We start from the raw sequence: 15,847 nt of genomic DNA on the forward strand, positions 1-15,847 counted from the left end.
CAACCCCCGGCCCTTCGACTGGACGAAGACCGCCGACGAGATCCTCGACAAGGTCGCCGCCTACTGCCAGAGAATCTCCGACTCACGGCACTAGGCGTGGATCGGGGGTACGTCGTAGCGACTGACGGCCAGGTACGTCTCCGGCGTCGCTGCTTCGAGAAGACCCTCGTCACCCTCCAGATCAAGCTTCGGTTCCTCGGGACGGCGCAGCAGGTCGCTCCAGTCGCTCGTCGCACCCCGCTCGTACGCTTCACGGAGCAAGGAGCGCAGCCGGGGACGGGCTTCCTCCTGCTGCTCGCGGAAGATCCGCCGCCGGGTGAGTTGCTGCTCTTCCTGAGCATCCTCGCTGAGCCTCGAGTCGTCGGCCAGTTGGTCCTCGGCGCGCAGCCCCGGGGTACGCCGGGCGATGGCGAAATCTTCCTCGTGGAGGCGCTCGCAGGCGGCGAACAGCTTCCGGGACATGCCGAGGTGGACCTCGGTACCGGGGATGCGACAGATGAGGAAGTCGTCGAGCCCCATGGATCGGATCCCGGCACGCAGGTTGTGCTCCTCACCGTGAAGAGCCGCTCCGCGGGCGTCGGCCCGCATGGCAAGTGTGAGGGTGTCGTCTTCCAGGGGAGTGGTCAGACCGGAGCGCCGGCGACGCGAAGCGCGGTCGGCCGGCACAGGCACCGTGCGCAGCTGAGAGGCGGGAGCGGACCGCAGCGCCAGGTAAGCGAGCATCTGGGCGCGGGCCGCGCCGATGAGCGCGTCGTCGCTGTCGCCGAGACGGTCTTCGAGGTTCCCCGGACCCGCCGCTGCCTGGTTGTCGGTGTTGGATCCGCTTGGGATGAGCGGCGGCTGGCCGGGGTGTAGGTCGTGGTCGATGGTGAGGAAGAGGTCGTCTCCAGGCCGTACGGAGGCGCCGACCAGCACGGTGCGGTGCGCGTACGAGCCGAGGATCTTGCTGCCGGCCGCCAGTTGTGCCCACCCCATGCGGAGTACGTCGACACCGACGTTGCCGCCCTTGGCCTCGATAAGCCAGTACATCTCCTCCGTCTCGTGCCGTCCCCACAGGTCGGGCAGCTTCTTCTTCGGGTCCTTGAAGGTTTCGCTCAGGGCGGGGATTGGGCCGCCGAGTTCGAGGTGTTCGGTCTGTCCGAGACCGAGCAGCGAACGGCAGGCCCACTCGGTCATCGTCATGCCCAGCCGGTAGGCAGCGGCGTTCTTCGCCGTGCGCTCGGTGCCGTGCGCGTAGACCGGGTTCAGGGTCAGGCGCCGGCCCTTGGCGCCCGCTACGCGGTGCCGGGGCTCGACGGGGTGCGCGCCGAGGTAGGCGTACAGCGGGGCGACCCGGGCGACGAGTTCCCCGTGCGCGTACCGCGGCTGGTTCTGCAGGTGCGGGGTGACGTCGCGGCCGACCTCGGTGGCGGCCTTGATGATCTCGCGCCAGGTGGTGGTCGGGGCGTACCAGCCATCCGCTGCCGGGAACCCGTCCGACCCGGTCCACGCCTTGTGCTCGGCTGTCCGCCACTGCCTTTTGGGCTTGTCGGCGGGCCCATTACGAAAAAGGACCGGTATGTCGAAGCTGTCGGCGTAGGTGAGCGGCGGCTCGTCGGCGACGTGTGCGGGGATCATGGGGTCCATGGGGATAACCCTGGCACGGTCTCGGGCCCTCCCGGGGGCCGGGCGGCGGGCTGCCGCTCTGCATGGCTCTTGAGGCCATGGCGCAGTCGGGACATGATTCATGGCGACGGGTGTTGTTGGCCTGCTACCCCTCTACTCACGTTCTACTGCTCACGGTCGGTCGGGCCAGAAGATCGACGAGGGGAGCCGGACGGAGGGCAGGTGCACCGCCTGGATCGGTCCCAGAGCGGCGGCAGCAGCACGAAGGGCTTCGTCGTAGGTGCCGGCGCCAAGGACCTCAGCAGAGCAGGCAGGACAGTCTCCGGGGCGGCGGGCGTGACCGGCGCTGCGATCCCCGGAGCCTCGGACATGCGCGAAGGCGTCGTCAGGAAAGTCGGCCCGCACGGCATGCCAGACCCCGACCCGTTCGTCCTCGGGCAGCCCGGCCGCTACCTCCGGCCGCATCGGCGGCAGCAGGCGCCCGCGGTCCTGGACGAGGAACACCCGGTCGGTGAAGTCGACGCCGTCCCCCTCGGGGCGCTCCTGCTCCAGCCACGCACGGGCCTCCTCGCGGGTGCCCGGCCCCCACAGGTAATCCGTCGGGAACTGTGTGGTCTCGTAGCGGGTGTCGAACTCCGCCCAGCGAGCGTCATTCCAACGACTGCCCGGAATGAAAGGGATGGCCCGCACCACGACGTACTGGTACTCGTCGCTCTCGTGATCTTCCATGGGGTCGGGGGCGGTGAGCGCGCCGGCGGGTTCCATCCGTGCCTGCCCGGAACCGTTCCAGCTCAGCACGGTGATCTCCCGGTGCAGAGGCGCCGGGTACAGGCGCCCATCGGGGGTGGCCTGCCCCCACAGCTGGTTGATCAGCTCCGCCAGATCCCGCACCGTTCGGGCCGCCCCGACAGGAGTATCGACGTGGTGGCCGGAGGGATGCGCAACGTAGTTACGCAGCTTGGCCAGCGCGTCTTCGACCGCTCGGCTGCGCCGTCCGCGGAGCAGACCCGCCGTATGCGCCCACAGGCGGAGCCCGTGCAGCATCCCGTTGAACTCGATGGCGTGGGTGTCGACGACCAGCTTCGCGCGTTGCCGCGTCATCCTATCCGCGCGCTTCTTGACGTCGTCGTACGACGTGACGGTGTAGGAGACGTCCGGGGCCTGAGGGAGACGGAAGGTGATGGTGCCGGAGCACCACTCCATAAAGCGGTCGCGCAACGCCTGCTCGTAGATCAGGAGCGCCTGGTCGCCGACCACGGTGTACACGTCGTAACACAGCACGCCGTAGGCGAAGACGGTGCGCAGCCGCTCGAAGGAGTCGCGTGTTCCTGCCGCGACGCCCTCCGCCAAGTCGCAGTCGGCGATCTGCCGCTGCTGGAACTCCGTGGCGTCTTCGGGCCTCATACGGCCGCCGAGCCCGTAGGGGTTGAACGCCAGCGACAGATCGTCCGCAGCGCGCAGCTCCTCAAGCGGCCGGATCTCCATGTACTTCTCCTCACGATGGGAAACGGATCAGCTTGCACCTCCGAACCTCTAGTTGGCCACCCCTTTCCCTTCAGGTGACTCCGTGAGAGCGAGGCGAAATAGGGGGAAGGCTGCGACACCGACCATATCCACGCCACTCACATCAGCCGCCACCCGCGGCGGGCCGAGGTTCCTGCAGCTCGTGCCGTGACCGCAGTTCCTGCAAAGTGGTGGACAAGCGGAATACTCCGGTCGTGCCATACGCAGTTACGTCGGTCTTCGTCCAGCGTTGAGTCTGTCGTGCCGAAAACCGAATCCAGCTTCAGCGAGGTCCGCTCCGGCTCGATCGGAGAGCCTCAGCAGTTGCCGTTCCTCTTGACGACTCAACAAGGTGAGGCGGCTCGCAGTCTGTTGAGCTACGTGGCATCACTCGACCTGCCCGGTCCCGAGGCTCAGCTTGTCGCGGTGGTGGTGGCCATCCGAGCTGCACGCGGCGGTGTCGGCAACATCACGGGTATGGACCTGTCCGCCTTGCGACTCGGCGACGCGCGCGGCGCCGTCGACGCCCTGCGCGGGCTGGGCTGGGAGGTGAACGACGCGCTCCTCGACGGTCCAGGTCGCCCGCGCCGACGCGGAGGAGAAGCGGCGCCTGGCCGCTGAGCGGGAGGCGCGGCGGCCGGTGTGCAAGCAGTGTGGCAAAAATTTACCGCCCAGCGTCAGGTGGAGACCACCGCGTGCGGTGGCGCCCGGACGGCCGGAAACGCGGCTGTGCGCGGCGACTCCAACGTCAACGTCTTGATGCCCTGTGGACGGAGTGAACGCTTCAGGCGTTACACCCCGTCCATCATGCCGGGCCCGGGAGCGGCCAGCGCGGGCCGCTCAGCTGAGGATGCCGGTGACCTCCTGGCCCGTCAGGGCTTGGGCGATCTGCCACCGCATACCGCCTCGTGATCCCTTGATGATCACGACGTCACCGGGTTGCAGGATCTTTTCCAGCAGGTCCGTGGCGGTCTGGTTGTCGGCGACGATGGCGGCGTCCACGCCAGCGGCGGCGGCGCCGAGCGCGAGTTGCTTGGCCAGATCCTGGCCGACCGCGATGACGAGGTCGACGCCGAGCTTGCCCGCCTCCTGACCGACGCCCCAGTGGGCCTTCGGTGCTTCCTCCCCCAGCTCCAGCATCTCGCCGAGCACGGCAATCCGCCGGCTGCCCGGCCCCTTCTCCGGCAGTTCCTCGTCGGCCTGCTCAAGCACCGAGGATCACGCCCCGGCCCGCGTAGAAGTGGGCGAAGCGCGCCCAGGGGACCGGTGCGAACTCCTGGGATGCGCCGGGCAGCCCGGACGGGTTGTGCAGCATCAAGCTCTCCTCGCTGGCGCCGACGGCGAGCACCAGGTGCCCGCCCTTGCTCGGCGGATCGACTTCGGGCGTACGGACCGTCTTGTGCACGGACAGCAGCGCCAGGTGCCCGCTGCCGAGGATCTCGGGGACGCGTGCGGCGGGCAGGTCGGGGGCCGACCGGGCTTCCAGTCCCCATCGGGCCGTCACGTACTCGGTATACGGCTGGTAGATCAGGCCCTTCACCGTGTCCCCGTCGCGGACGTAGGCGCCGGCCTCGCACAGTTCGCGCACGAGCGGTACGGAGGGCGGCACGGGGTGCCCCCAGAAGTCCAGCGCCATCCGCAGGCACGCGACGCCGCACATGCGTGGCGCCCAGAACGCGTACTCCTGCGGGGTGTCGGCGCCGGACTTCTGCCACAGCGGGTCATCAGCCGCATCGAGCCGGCCGGTAATGAACTCGGGCACCAGGTCCCGCGATTCCCACTGCGAGTAGTAGGGGACAGGGTGTCGGGTGGTTGGGACGCTCATGCGCCCCAGTCTTGCCTACGGCAGGTAGGCGGGTTTGGTGAACGCGGTCCTGACGAGGTGTTTCATCAGGGCGGGGTACGAGATGCCGCCTGCCTTGGCCATCGTGGCGAGATTCCCTCGCTGGGACAGGCCGGGCAGCGTGTTGCATTCGAGCACGGTGACGCGGCCGTTGGCCGCCGCCATGAAGTCGACCCGGAGCACGCCGTGCGCGCCGATCATCGCGAACACCCGCCGGGCGACGTACTTCATCGTCTCGGTGGTCGGTGCCGGCAGGATGGACGGGCAGTGCTCGATGCGCAGGTCCGGGTTGTGCTTGGCCTCGTAGTCGTAGAACTCGTTCTTCGACTCCACGTCGTGGACGGGCAGGGTGACCAGGCGCCCGTCGACCTCGATGAGACCGACGGTGCACGGGATGCCCTGAACGTACTCCTCAACCATGTACTCGGAGTACGGGTCGCAGTTCGTGGCCTCGATCATCCGCCGAAGGGCGGCCTCGTCGTGGGCGATGCCCGCAGCGAGGCTGCCTCCGCCGGAGGACGGCTTGACGAACACCGGGTAGCCGAGGGTGTGCCGGACGACGGACAGCGTCGATTCGATCGAGACCTCGGGCCGGATGACGACCCAGCGCGGGGTGTCGACCCTGTCGTGGGTGAGCAGGTTCTTGAAGGTGGGCTTGTGCATGCCCAGCGCGGATGCCAGGACACCGGAGCCGGTGTAGGGCAGGCCGGCGACTTCCAGGGCTCCCTGAACCTTGCCGTCCTCCCCGTGGAGCCCGTGCAGGCCGAGCAGGGCCACGTCGATCCGGCCCGGCAGCGCGGACAGCGGCGTGTCGGCAATGTCGATCAGGTCGGTGGTGAGCCCCGCGTCGGCGAGGGCCTTGGAGGCGTGCTCACCCGAGGCGATTGACCCCGGCCGTTCGGGGGAGTCTCCTCCGCACAGGACACCGATCCGTAAGGTGTCGATGTCCGGCACCGTCGTAGTTATCACGCGATTCTCCTTCGCATACGAGATGGCAGCGGTGGTGTTTTCGGCGCGGCGGCTGCTTCCTGGCAGTTGCGGGCCGCCGCGCCGAGTCCGCCCCGCGCACACGTGCGGGGCGTCTGGGAACGGGTCTCCTCTTCTGCGGGTGCTCGACCAGTGGGTAGGGCCGCGGCTCCGGCTTCACGCCAGGGGAAGCGTGCGGGGGCGCCGGTGCCGCGGCCCTGGCCGCCCAGCGAATCGGGCGTGGCATTGCGGGTCCGCTGGGCGGCTGCTTGGTGCCCCGGCGCGAGGGGGCGGTCTGCCGTGAGGGGAAACGGGTGACTCTCGTCCCCTCGCGCCGGGGAGTTGTGCCTGCCCGGCGGCCCAGGCCGAGGAGGACGTCCGGGCCGCCGGGCAGAGATCAGGTAGCGGGCGAGTCGGGTTCTCGGTAGACGAGCAGATCGAACTGCCCCACGGCGTCGGGGACGGGGCTCTCTTGCAGCCGAGTCTGGTAGCCAGCCTCCTGCACGAGCGGGACGACTTCACAGAGCATGTCGTGGATGGTGCCGTTGAAGGTGTCCCGGGCCGGCAGCCAGCGCAGAAGTGCGCAGAAGGACGCTTCCGCAGGCCACAGGGCGGTGTCGATGTCCCAGACCACAAGATGCGAGCCGTTCCGGTTGGCCCTGGTCTGCCGAACCAGGGACTTGAGGTCGTCCAGTGGTGTGCGTTCCTGCCAGCGGTACGTGCGCGGAGGCGGCACGTGTGCCCACGCGTCAGCAGGACGCTGGGGCGCAGTCTTGCCCTGCTCCATCCGGTAGACGAGCAGGCTGGCCCGTGTATCCCGGTTCGGATCGGCCGGCCGGCCCGCTCGCTCCACGATGTAGCCCCGCGACCGCAGACCAGTCGCAACGGCGTCCAGGCGCGCATCCCAGTCCGAGATGGTTCGGCGGTCCGGATGCCACTGGACCAGCACGCACAGGTGCGCACCCAGCGGCCAGGTGCATTCCGGCGCGTACACCGCCTTGCACCAGCCGTTGCCCGGCGTGAGATCCCGGTCGTGGACCGCGGCGCCGTCCCTGTGGCCCGTCACCCGCCAGTTCTCACCCAGCTTGAGCTGGTCCAGGTCGTAGTTGACCACTAGGGGCCCGCTCTGGTTCGGGTCGGACCGGTCGTAGACGGGTGGTGTCGTCGTGTAGCTGCGCACGTTGTCCTTCTCAGGTACAGGAGATCGAGGTACAAAGGGCGGCGTCACAGATCCCGCGGGCCCGGGGCGAGTACGGCGCGGACGGTCTTGCCGGTGCCTTCGTGCGGTAGGAACCGGACGACCTGGGCGCCGAGGTGGGCCACCTGCCACAGACCACGCCCCTTCTCCCCGCGCACCGCGGCCTCGAAGTCGGCGAAGGCCGGGTTCAGGTCGGCGACGTCGATGACCAGGGCGCCGGCCGCCTCGAGCGCAGCGCTCAAGGAGAGCTGCCGCTCGGACAGCGCCAGGCCGTCGGGCGTTCCGTGCCGCACCCCGTTGTCCACCAGCCGCGCGGCGACCTCAACCGCCCGCAGGACGTCACCGTTCCAGCCCAGGACAGTGACGACGCGCCGGATCCACATGCGGGACAAGTGCAGCGCCCTTGAATCGCCAGGGAGCTGCGTTCTGAAGCTGTGAACGAGGAACGTACCCGCCGTGACACGGTCACGGGTCGCTGGCACCAGGGGCCGGGACTCGACGGGTAGCGGGGACTCTCCAGAAGGTTGATCTTGGCGGGCGGACGTCCCGCGCAGGCTCATGCCGCCTCCTTCAGATGCTTCATTGCGACGAGCTGTTCGAGGAGTTCGCTGGCGGTCCAACCCATCCGGCGCAGGTGCCCGACGGCCTTCCGGTGGTCGCCGGGGACGTCGTCGGCGCGCAGCATGCGGGCTTGCTCGATGAGCTGCGCCGCCGCGGTGTCCTGCTCGGCTTCGCCAGCAACGGCAATGTTCACCAACTGCATAAGGTGGCCGCGAAGCCGCTCGGCGAGTTCTTCGGTGTCTTCTTTGGCCGGGGGGACGTCGTCCAGAGCGGCGGCGACGTCGTCCAGGAGGGCGCCACCGTCGAACGGCTGCCAGTCCCGGAGCTTCTCCAGCATTGCGTGCAGTGTGCCGCTGTCCAGGGGAGGGATCCGAGCTGTCACAGGACAGGCCCAGGGCTGTGTGGTGGCTGTCACCGGACGGCCCCGGGCAGAGGGAGAGCGCACCAGGCGCATGCGCCGTCTTCGCTGAAGCCCCACTTGCCGCCCAGTTCCTTGACGAGGATGTCCACCAGGAGGAGGCCTCGTCCGCTTTCCGTATCGGCTTCAGGGCTACCCGGGGCTGGGGATGCCGAGGGCGTCTTGTCGTCGACTTCGAGGCGCAGTACGCCCGCCGTAGGCATCCAACCCCGCACATCGAACGCGTCACCGCCTCCGTGCTGTACTGCGTTCGTGCACAGTTCCGACATCACGACCAGTAAGATGTCCGCCTGGTCACCGGGCAGCCGGCAGTGACAGCGAATCCATGCCCGGATGACGCGTCGCACAACCTGCACGCTTGACGGTTCCGATCGGACAGCCATCCCAAAAGAGGGGCGTGCGAGCCCCGCGGCTGCGGGTGGGGGCGCTTCTAACACGCTGATGGGTTCGGCGACTCTGGGGGGCATAGGAAGGAACTCCCTAGTTCGCGATTGTGCACGCCTGGGAACTCTGAGCGAGTTGCTATGAGCGTGGCAACCAGCCCTGGACGGCTCTACCCCCAAAGTGACCTCGGAATCTGACGCGAAGCTGACGCACTTCCTCGGAAGTTCCTCGGCCCTACCTCGGAACCGCTAAGTAGCCTCTACATAGGGCAACTTGCCAAAGGCGATGTTCTACCGTCGGACAGTGAAGCGCTCGGTAGAGGGATAGGAGAGGCCGTGTTGTTCTTCCGGCACACCTGTGAAGCCAGCGGTATCCGTCACCCTGATGACTTCCTGTCGAAGTACAGGGAGGCCGCCGCACGGCTAGGGCTCCAGAACGCGGACGAACCGGCACCCAAGACCATCGAGGGATGGATCTACGAGGGCCGGAAGCCGCAACGGGTCTTCCGGCCGGTCATTGTCGAGATGCTGGGGTACAGCATCGAGACGTTATGGATGGAGACGCCCGACGGCACAACGCCCGGGTTTGTCCCACTCACGGGCGCCTCACCAACTACACCCTGCACCGGCTCTGATGTGGGCTTGGACGACATGAAAAGGACGGGCGCAATGGCTGTGCAACGCGCAAAAGATTTCCTCCTGGGGACCGACCGCGAGCGAGTCGGTGAAGACACGCTCGGTCTGCTCGATGACGAGGTGCAGCGGCTCGTCGCCGCGTATCCGCGGGAACCCCTTTCGATGATCTGGGACGACCTGCTGGAGACCCAGGAACAGGTCTTCCGCCTGCTGGAGGGCGGAAGGGTCCGGCCGTCGCAGCTGCGTGACCTGAACGTCAAGGGTGCCGTGTTGTCGTTCATGGTGGCCAAGGGCTTCAACGACATGGAGGTCCCCCACCAGGCCCTGACCATGACCCGTGTCGCGGCTGCCTGCGCCCGAGACGCTGAGCACGCCGGGCTGATCGCGCTCACCGACGGCCTCAAGTCACTCATCGCCTACTGGGCGGACAAGCCCACGGACGCGTACCACTACGCCAGTCAGGGCGCAGTGGCGACGGAGCGCCAGCGCGGCACCGTCGGTCTGTGGCTTCTCGGTCTCCAGGCGCGTGCCGCCGCAGCGCTCGGCGACGAGGAGACGGTGCGCGCCGCCAATCAGCAGGCCGCCGACCGGCGGGAACACGTCGTCCACGACGACCTGGATGCCCTCGGTGGGTTGTTCACCTACGCCCCGGAGAAACAGCTCTATTACACAGTGGAAGCCGAAACCCTCCTTGGCCACAGCGGTGCACGGCTCGCCGAGCAGGCAGAGCAGGCCGTGCAGGGATTCAGCGACCCCAGCGCCCCGAACTGGGCGTTCGGAGATCTCGCAGGGGCCCAGTGCGACCTGGCGCTCATCCGGCTCTTCGGCGGGGACCTGGACGGTGCTGCCGCAGCCATCCGGCCGGTGCTCGACCTGCCTACCTCGCACCGCAACAACGGCATCGTCATGTCGGCGATGCGCGTCCGGCACGCGTTGATAAGCAGCCCCGCGCGGGAGGCCGTCATCGCGAGGGATCTGTGCGCGGAGATCGAGACGTTCCCGGCCAGCCGGCCCGCTCTGTCCCACCGGTAAAGTCCGGCGCATGTACCCGGTAGAACGTTCCAGTGCGCGTCTTGAACTGCGAGAACTCGTTTCGGACGACGTGGATGCATTGCTCGCCATCTACGGCAGCGCCAAAGCGACGGAACACCTGAGCTTCGATCCACGCACCCGCGATCAGGTCGAGCAGATTGTGACGCGGTCCATCGCCGCAGCCACCGCAACGCCCCGGACTGAGTACGCCCTCGCGGTCATCGAGCAGGAGACGGCTGAACTGATCGGATTCGGTCGTCTGGCCATCGACCCCCACCAGCAGCGCGGAGCCACGATGGGCTTCGCGCTACGCCCCGCTTCCTGGGGTGTGGGATACGGCCTGGAGACGGTGAAGTTGCTACTCGATGCCGCGTTCGACGGCTTGAACCTTCACCGCGTCTGGGGCGCACGGTCACCCCTTAACACGGCTTCTGCCCGGACCATGGAGGCCGCGGGCATGGTCGAAGAGGGAACGATCCGTGAGCACGTGCTGAAGGCCGGGAAGTGGCGTGACTCCGTGGTGCACGCCATCCTCGATCGGGAGTGGGACGCCGCCCGCTGAGCGGCTGCGCAGCGGGCGGTCTCCGAGTCAGGCGGTGCCGCCGAAGCCGCCGAGCGGCACCTTGGACAGCGGGTCGTCCTGCGGGGCGAGGTGGGGCCACCCGCAGACTGTGCGCCCGCACCTTCTTCCCGCCGACGTAGGGGATGCCGACCCAGCCGGCGAGGGGCTGCACGCGTTCGTTGACCGCGCCGCCCTCCATACGCTCACCGTGCCGAGTGGCGAGTCTCCAGTTCGCGAGGCGGCCCATGACCGTCAGGGCCCGGAACACCGGCTGAACCGGGGAGTCGGCATCGAACTCCATGGGCACCGCGAACCAGGCCCGGGTGCGGGCGACGAGCCGGATGTCGTCGCGGTCGGCGATGAACTCCGTTGCGTCCTTGGCTTGCCGGTCCGTCTTGGACGTCGCCGAGTGCTGGCTGGCGGCACAGCGCTGCGGGCCGGAGGCCGCCGACGACGACAGCGCGGCCGCGGCCTCCCTCCTCATCACTGGACTAACCGCGAACGCGGTCCTACATGGCAGGGTGAAAGCCAGGAACGCGCACCTTGCTCTCACCCTGGTCCCTGCCACCCTGCGGATCGACATCACCGACGCGCGGGACAGGCACCAGCCCGTACCGACCCCGGCCACCGATGCCGACGGCGAGTCCGGACGGGGCCTGCTCCTGGTCGCCTCGCTCGCGGACGCCTGGCGCTGCGAGCCGTACCCACCAGGCAGCAAGACGGTGCAGGCGGAGCGCACCCGACGGGCACTGCTCAGGACATGCCTCGGCTCTCCCAACGGTCCCGGAACCACGTCAGTGTCTCGGTGAGCAGTTCCCGGTTGCGTTCCTTCTCCAGCAGGGACAGCCGGATGTTGGGGCGCAGCTCCAGCTTGCCCTCCGGGATGTCGACACCGTCCAGGACGTTGAGGCGAGTGAGGAGTTCGGCACGCAGCGCGCGGTCGGTGAACGGCTCCCGCGAGGCGAGATACTGGAACACCACCTCCGCCGTGCCACCGCGTCCGGTGCCGGGGTAGAGCGTCATCGGCCAGATGCCGCGCCCGGGGCTGCCCGCCTCGCCGAGCATGAGGTACGCACTTGTGGTGACGTGTCCCGCGCCGTGGCCGATCCAGCCTCCCAGCGCCTCCCAGTGGGTGAAGAGTGCGCGGACCGCTTCGACCGTCTCGGGGGAGTCGTCCGCGGCGAGCTGGCGGAAAAATCGTTCGGCGCGGGTCTCCTCGCCTGGCGTTTCCGCGGTTCCGTCCTGAGCGGTGTCCTCGCCGTCCGTTCGGTCGTCGTCCGTGCCGGCGAGCAGCGCGGCGAGGTCGTCGGCGGTGAGCCGCTGGGCCGGGTCAGCGGCCCCGGTGGCCGTGAAGCGGACGCCGTCGGCGGTCAGCCGGGCGCGGACGTCGTCGCTTCCCGCTTCCTGGGGCGTCGCCCACCGGAAACCGTCGGAGACCTTGCCCTCGGAGGTGAGGACACGGTAGGCGTTGACCACTCCGGGAGTGTTGGCCAGGTGGTTGCCCACAGCCTGGGCCCCGGAGCCGAGGAACGCGGCGAGGTCGCCGTAGGAGGTCCAGGTGCCGTGGGGGAGCGCGGCAAGGACCTGGTGGGCGAGCTGCCAGTCGCGGTTGCGTTCCGCGCGGCCGACTCCGCGCAGCGGGGCTGGCCACAGCGCGATGGCGCGATCGGCGAGTTCGTCGGCACGAGCCAGGATCTCGCGCACGCCCCAACGCTCAGTGGCGGCGATGCGGCGGTTCATCTCCAGGTGGCTGCCCCGCAGCAGATCCTGCTTGCGCTCGAAGGGATGGTTGGACAGCTCCGCGTTGAGCGCGGTGAGCGTCAGGTTGCCGAGGGTGTGCTGGAACCGGGCGTGCAGCTCCTCCGCGGTCTCGCCCTCGTCAGCCTCCTCGCCCAGTATGCGCAGCCACTCGTCGCCGGGCGACTGCGGCATGACGTGCTCGACAGTGAGCTGCGCGGCGGCGAAGTCGACAGGCTCGGGATGCCCGTAGCTTTCTTCCAGCCGTTGCAGCACCAGTTTGCGCTGCTGCCACCGACCGTACTGGTAGAACGGCGCGGTCCTGATCTTCTCGCGCAGTTCGGCGTCGTCGGGCCAGAAGCGGTTCTCGGAGGAGAGGAGCCGGTGCAGCCCTTCGGTGACGGGCACGTCCAGCGGGAGCTGTCCGGGCACGGCCTGGAAGATCCGGTTGAGGTTGTTGGTCGGGACCCGGCAGATCATCCGGCGGACGAGGAAGCTCTCGATGTAGGCGAGGGCGCGGGCGGTCTCGGCGGAGTCGAGTTCCCCGCGCTCGCGCCGGTCGAACAGCAGCATCAGGGCGGGGTAGGTGACGGCCGCCTGCCATGCGTCCAAGCGACGGAGCGCGGCCCGGACCGCGGGGTCGGGTTCTTCCTCGGGGTGCAGCAGCTGGCGGAAGTGGGCACCGCGACGGTGTAATTCCTGGATGTACGCCTCGATCTCCGCCTCGCCGGTCTTCCTCTCCTCGAAGCGCTTCTGCTGGGCCGCGTACAGGTCCTGGCGGCGGACCCGGTCGTCCCCGTCGAGCACCAGCTGCAGCCACATGAGCTGTTCCAGCTCGTCGTTGCTCAGACTGTCCTGCAGGGGGAGCCAGTAGGTCTCATAGACGTGCTCGCCGCGCGTCGGAAGCCGCATGAAGAGATAGTTGCGCAGCAGATCGGCCTGGCTCAGCTTGAGACCGGTGTTGTTGAGCGACTCGAAGATGCGGTGCACGTTGTCGCCGCGCTCGGCGGTCACCGCCACCAGCGTGAGCCGGGGAGTGATCGCCTGCTCGATGCGGAACACGTCCTGCGGAGCCGCAGGATCACCCGCCTCGATGAGCTTCTTACGGAAGAAGGCGTAAGCGGTGGCGACGCCGCTGCCGGTGTCTTGAGCAGAGAGGGAACCGCGGATATGGGCGGCGAACTGCGGCCGGTCCGCCTGCGTCGGCAGCAGGCGCAGGTGGTCGTTGCCGCTCTTCCGCTTGTTGATCAGGTATTCCTCGTTGATACGCTCGGCCTCATCCGGCTCGGCGTCCGCGACATGATCGCGGATGGCGGCCAAGGCCAAAGACAGCGTCGTCAGCCGCTGCTGGCCGTCAACAACAAGCCAGCGGGGGAACGTCGCCTCGTTCTGCGGCGACGGCGCCAGCACCACCGAACCGAGGAAGTGCGTGCTCGCCCTCTCCTCCTCCGACTCAAGCAGCTCGGCCTGTTCCAGGATGTCGCTCCACAACTGCTTGAGGTGCTTCTCGGTCCACGAGTACGTCCGCTGGTAGAGCGGAACCTGGAACTGCTGCGCCCGGCCCTGCACCAGATCGGCGAACAACGTCTCCTTGGCCTGCATGATGGCCCCCTTGATCCTCGATCGTCCGCTGCCGATTACACCAGGAACAACCGATCTTCGTACCGAGAAAGCCCCATGAAGCACGGAGCCAGGGGATCCCGGTCGCACCGCAGCCGTGGACCGACTCGACACATGCGCCCTGCGTCGACATCGACGGGAGCGAGGCCGAGTTGTGGTTCAGTCGACGATGCCGCAGATCCCACTGGCCCCAGAGCGTTGCGTTCTGAAGCTCTGGACGATGAGCGAACTGGCCGTGACGTGGTCACGGCCCGCCGGCGACAGCGGCCGGGTCTCGATGGTCATCGGGAATTCTCCGGGAGGTTGGTCTTGGTGGGCGGGCGTACTGTGCGGGTTCATGCCGCTATCTTCTGGCACTTCTTCGCGACGAGCTGGTCAAAGAGCTCGTTGACGGTCCAGGCCATCCGGCGTAGGTGCCAGACGGCCGCCTGGTGGTCACCGGGGACGTCCTGGTCGCTCAGTGCCCGAGCCTGCGCGATGAGCTGTGCTGCGGCCGCGTCTCGCTATGCCGTTTCGAGGTGTGGGGTGGCTTCCGCAACTTGGTCCAGGTGTGGACGTCCGTGTCGTTGCCGATGAAGCAGGGAAAGCCGAAGTAGTAACGACGTCGCGCTGGACAGGCGTGTCTGCTGTAGGGGCAGCTGGCGCGGGCCGCGCTCGACTCCGTCAAGTAGGCCCTTGATCGCAGATATGGCATCCCGGGAGTCAAACTGAAAGGGTGTCCCGTATGACTGAAACACCGGTTTGCCAGGACTGTTGTCAGATCGTCAAGATCGCCGAAGATGGAAGTGTCGAGCCCCATAGCAGTGAGCCCTACGGTGGGCATGCGTGTGTCTCCTCCGGTCTGCTGACGGGCCGCGTGGCGGACATCGTCGCCACAAGTGCCATAAAGGCTCACCCGGTCAGACAGAGCAGCACGCGATTAAGGTTGGTACCGGCGCGACTTGCCGCACACGGCAACTCGCCGCACCGCTCCGCTGTCACTTCCGACGCCATGCCGGCTCCGGAGTGGCTGCCACAGTGGGAAGGCGGATGCCTGGCTTCGGTGCTGCTTCCCGCTTCTGGATGGCTCGGTGTGTGGATTCCCGGATACTCGAAGACAGCGCAGGCATACCGGGTGCAGGATCTGACGCAACGCAATGTGACGTCCAGCTGGAACGCGGGAATGGAGTGCTGGACGGTAAACAGCCAACACTTCTTGACCGTCGCGAACACATTGATGCAACGACACAAGATGATCTTGGTAGGACGTGAGTACAACCCTCGTGAGAAGTGCACTGAGAGCTGCAAGAGCGCCCAAAGACCTTTGTGTACCTGCTCCTGCCGGGCAAAGAATCATGGCGGAGGAGGATGGATGACCGGCTGGTCGGTAGTTGGCGAGTTCGAGTCCACAGTCAATGGCAATTCTTGGCACTGGATCGTGACCAGTACGGCTTGATGTGCCGGTCGGACAGGTGAGCACACACCGTCGTCCGTCTCGAGCATGGTCAACCTGCCTCTTCCGCTGTCCAATATTCCTGGTCGCTCGCACCCTCGCGTCGATTACGATCTTCGCCGTGGACCAGTACTGGCAGGTCGCGCAGGAGCTGCTCGCCGCCCCGGGATGCCGGTACTGCGCAGCCACCGTCACCCACCACCGGCCGGATCCGTGCTGCGCACTGCGCACCGCGGTCACCGACTCCAGCCGCGCATGCGCATCGTACGCATCGACGACCCGATCGGGCAGCTCGACATCCGGTCCCAGCGACTGCGCAAGCCGGACCTGCGCAGTGGCAGCGTCGCCGGT

At 67.8% G+C, this 15,847-nt stretch carries 15 protein-coding genes and 1 pseudogene; 4 read left to right on the forward strand and 12 right to left on the reverse strand.

The genetic code is table 11. The annotated features are described in order from the left end of the window. Positions 1-90: 90 nt before the first annotated feature. Together ACIF8T_RS39805 and ACIF8T_RS39810 are read right to left on the reverse strand one after the other, a co-directional pair. Positions 91-1,626, reverse strand: a complete 1,536-nt coding sequence (locus tag ACIF8T_RS39805) for a gamma-glutamyltransferase (protein ID WP_400042294.1) — start codon at positions 1,624-1,626, stop codon at positions 91-93. Between the two features lie 150 nt (positions 1,627-1,776). After that, complete coding sequence (locus tag ACIF8T_RS39810) at positions 1,777-3,090, reverse strand: hypothetical protein (RefSeq protein ID WP_400042296.1); 1,314 nt, start codon at positions 3,088-3,090, stop codon at positions 1,777-1,779. Between the two features lie 279 nt (positions 3,091-3,369). Here ACIF8T_RS39810 and ACIF8T_RS39815 point away from each other — a divergent pair, with 279 nt between their 5' ends. Continuing rightward, positions 3,370-3,729, forward strand: coding sequence for a hypothetical protein (locus tag ACIF8T_RS39815; protein WP_400042298.1), 360 nt, complete (start codon positions 3,370-3,372; stop codon positions 3,727-3,729). Between the two features lie 219 nt (positions 3,730-3,948). Here the strand turns inward: ACIF8T_RS39815 and ACIF8T_RS39820 are convergent, their stop codons facing one another. The 7 genes from ACIF8T_RS39820 to ACIF8T_RS39850 all read right to left on the reverse strand — a co-directional run bounded on the left by ACIF8T_RS39820 (position 3,949) and on the right by ACIF8T_RS39850 (position 8,561). After that, positions 3,949-4,320, reverse strand: coding sequence for a glutamate ligase domain-containing protein (locus ACIF8T_RS39820; protein ID WP_400042299.1), 372 nt, complete (start codon positions 4,318-4,320; stop codon positions 3,949-3,951). Beyond that, positions 4,313-4,933 carry a C39 family peptidase gene (locus ACIF8T_RS39825; RefSeq protein ID WP_400042301.1) on the reverse strand — a complete coding sequence of 207 codons (621 nt, stop codon included), beginning with the start codon at positions 4,931-4,933 and terminating at the stop codon, positions 4,313-4,315. Before ACIF8T_RS39825 ends, ACIF8T_RS39820 begins: the two co-directional genes overlap by 8 nt. A 15-nt stretch (positions 4,934-4,948) precedes the next feature. Beyond that, positions 4,949-5,920 carry an ATP-grasp domain-containing protein gene (locus ACIF8T_RS39830; RefSeq protein ID WP_400042303.1) on the reverse strand — a complete coding sequence of 324 codons (972 nt, stop codon included), beginning with the start codon at positions 5,918-5,920 and terminating at the stop codon, positions 4,949-4,951. A 394-nt stretch (positions 5,921-6,314) separates the two neighbouring features. Further along, positions 6,315-7,097 carry a hypothetical protein gene (locus ACIF8T_RS39835; RefSeq protein ID WP_400042305.1) on the reverse strand — a complete coding sequence of 261 codons (783 nt, stop codon included), beginning with the start codon at positions 7,095-7,097 and terminating at the stop codon, positions 6,315-6,317. 44 nt (positions 7,098-7,141) lie between these two features. Then, a complete protein-coding gene (locus tag ACIF8T_RS39840) occupies positions 7,142-7,498 on the reverse strand; it encodes a hypothetical protein (RefSeq protein WP_400042307.1) in 357 nt (118 codons plus the stop codon). Positions 7,499-7,671: 173 nt separating this feature from the next. Further along, on the reverse strand, positions 7,672-8,013 hold the full coding sequence (locus ACIF8T_RS39845; protein WP_400042309.1) for a DUF6415 family natural product biosynthesis protein: 342 nt from the start codon (positions 8,011-8,013) through the stop codon (positions 7,672-7,674). Between the two features lie 74 nt (positions 8,014-8,087). Continuing rightward, a complete protein-coding gene (locus ACIF8T_RS39850; RefSeq protein ID WP_400042310.1) occupies positions 8,088-8,561 on the reverse strand; it encodes an ATP-binding protein in 474 nt (157 codons plus the stop codon). Positions 8,562-8,813: 252 nt separating this feature from the next. Here ACIF8T_RS39850 and ACIF8T_RS39855 point away from each other — a divergent pair, with 252 nt between their 5' ends. The 3 genes from ACIF8T_RS39855 to ACIF8T_RS39865 all read left to right on the forward strand — a co-directional run bounded on the left by ACIF8T_RS39855 (position 8,814) and on the right by ACIF8T_RS39865 (position 11,516). Further along, positions 8,814-10,145: a hypothetical protein gene (locus tag ACIF8T_RS39855; RefSeq protein WP_400042312.1), complete on the forward strand. Its 1,332-nt coding sequence runs from the start codon at positions 8,814-8,816 to the stop codon at positions 10,143-10,145. Between the two features lie 10 nt (positions 10,146-10,155). Next, positions 10,156-10,707: a GNAT family N-acetyltransferase gene (locus tag ACIF8T_RS39860; protein WP_400042313.1), complete on the forward strand. Its 552-nt coding sequence runs from the start codon at positions 10,156-10,158 to the stop codon at positions 10,705-10,707. 395 nt (positions 10,708-11,102) lie between these two features. After that, complete coding sequence (locus ACIF8T_RS39865) at positions 11,103-11,516, forward strand: ATP-binding protein (RefSeq protein WP_400042315.1); 414 nt, start codon at positions 11,103-11,105, stop codon at positions 11,514-11,516. On the opposite strand, the gene ACIF8T_RS39870 is transcribed toward ACIF8T_RS39865, so the two are convergent. From ACIF8T_RS39870 to ACIF8T_RS39880, 3 genes and pseudogenes are all read right to left on the reverse strand, one after another. Beyond that, on the reverse strand, positions 11,461-14,046 hold the full coding sequence (locus ACIF8T_RS39870) for a DUF262 domain-containing protein (protein ID WP_400042317.1): 2,586 nt from the start codon (positions 14,044-14,046) through the stop codon (positions 11,461-11,463). The two genes, ACIF8T_RS39865 and ACIF8T_RS39870, sit on opposite strands and share 56 nt — an antisense overlap. Before the next feature lie 177 nt (positions 14,047-14,223). Next, positions 14,224-14,349: a hypothetical protein gene (locus ACIF8T_RS39875; protein ID WP_400042319.1), complete on the reverse strand. Its 126-nt coding sequence runs from the start codon at positions 14,347-14,349 to the stop codon at positions 14,224-14,226. Positions 14,350-14,399: 50 nt separating this feature from the next. Beyond that, positions 14,400-14,552: pseudogene (locus ACIF8T_RS39880) on the reverse strand (DUF6415 family natural product biosynthesis protein); the annotation flags it as partial. Positions 14,553-15,847: the final 1,295 nt, after the last annotated feature.

The organism is Streptomyces sp. NPDC085946 (genome assembly GCF_044540485.1).
Taxonomy (GTDB): Bacteria; Actinomycetota; Actinomycetes; order Streptomycetales; family Streptomycetaceae; genus Streptomyces.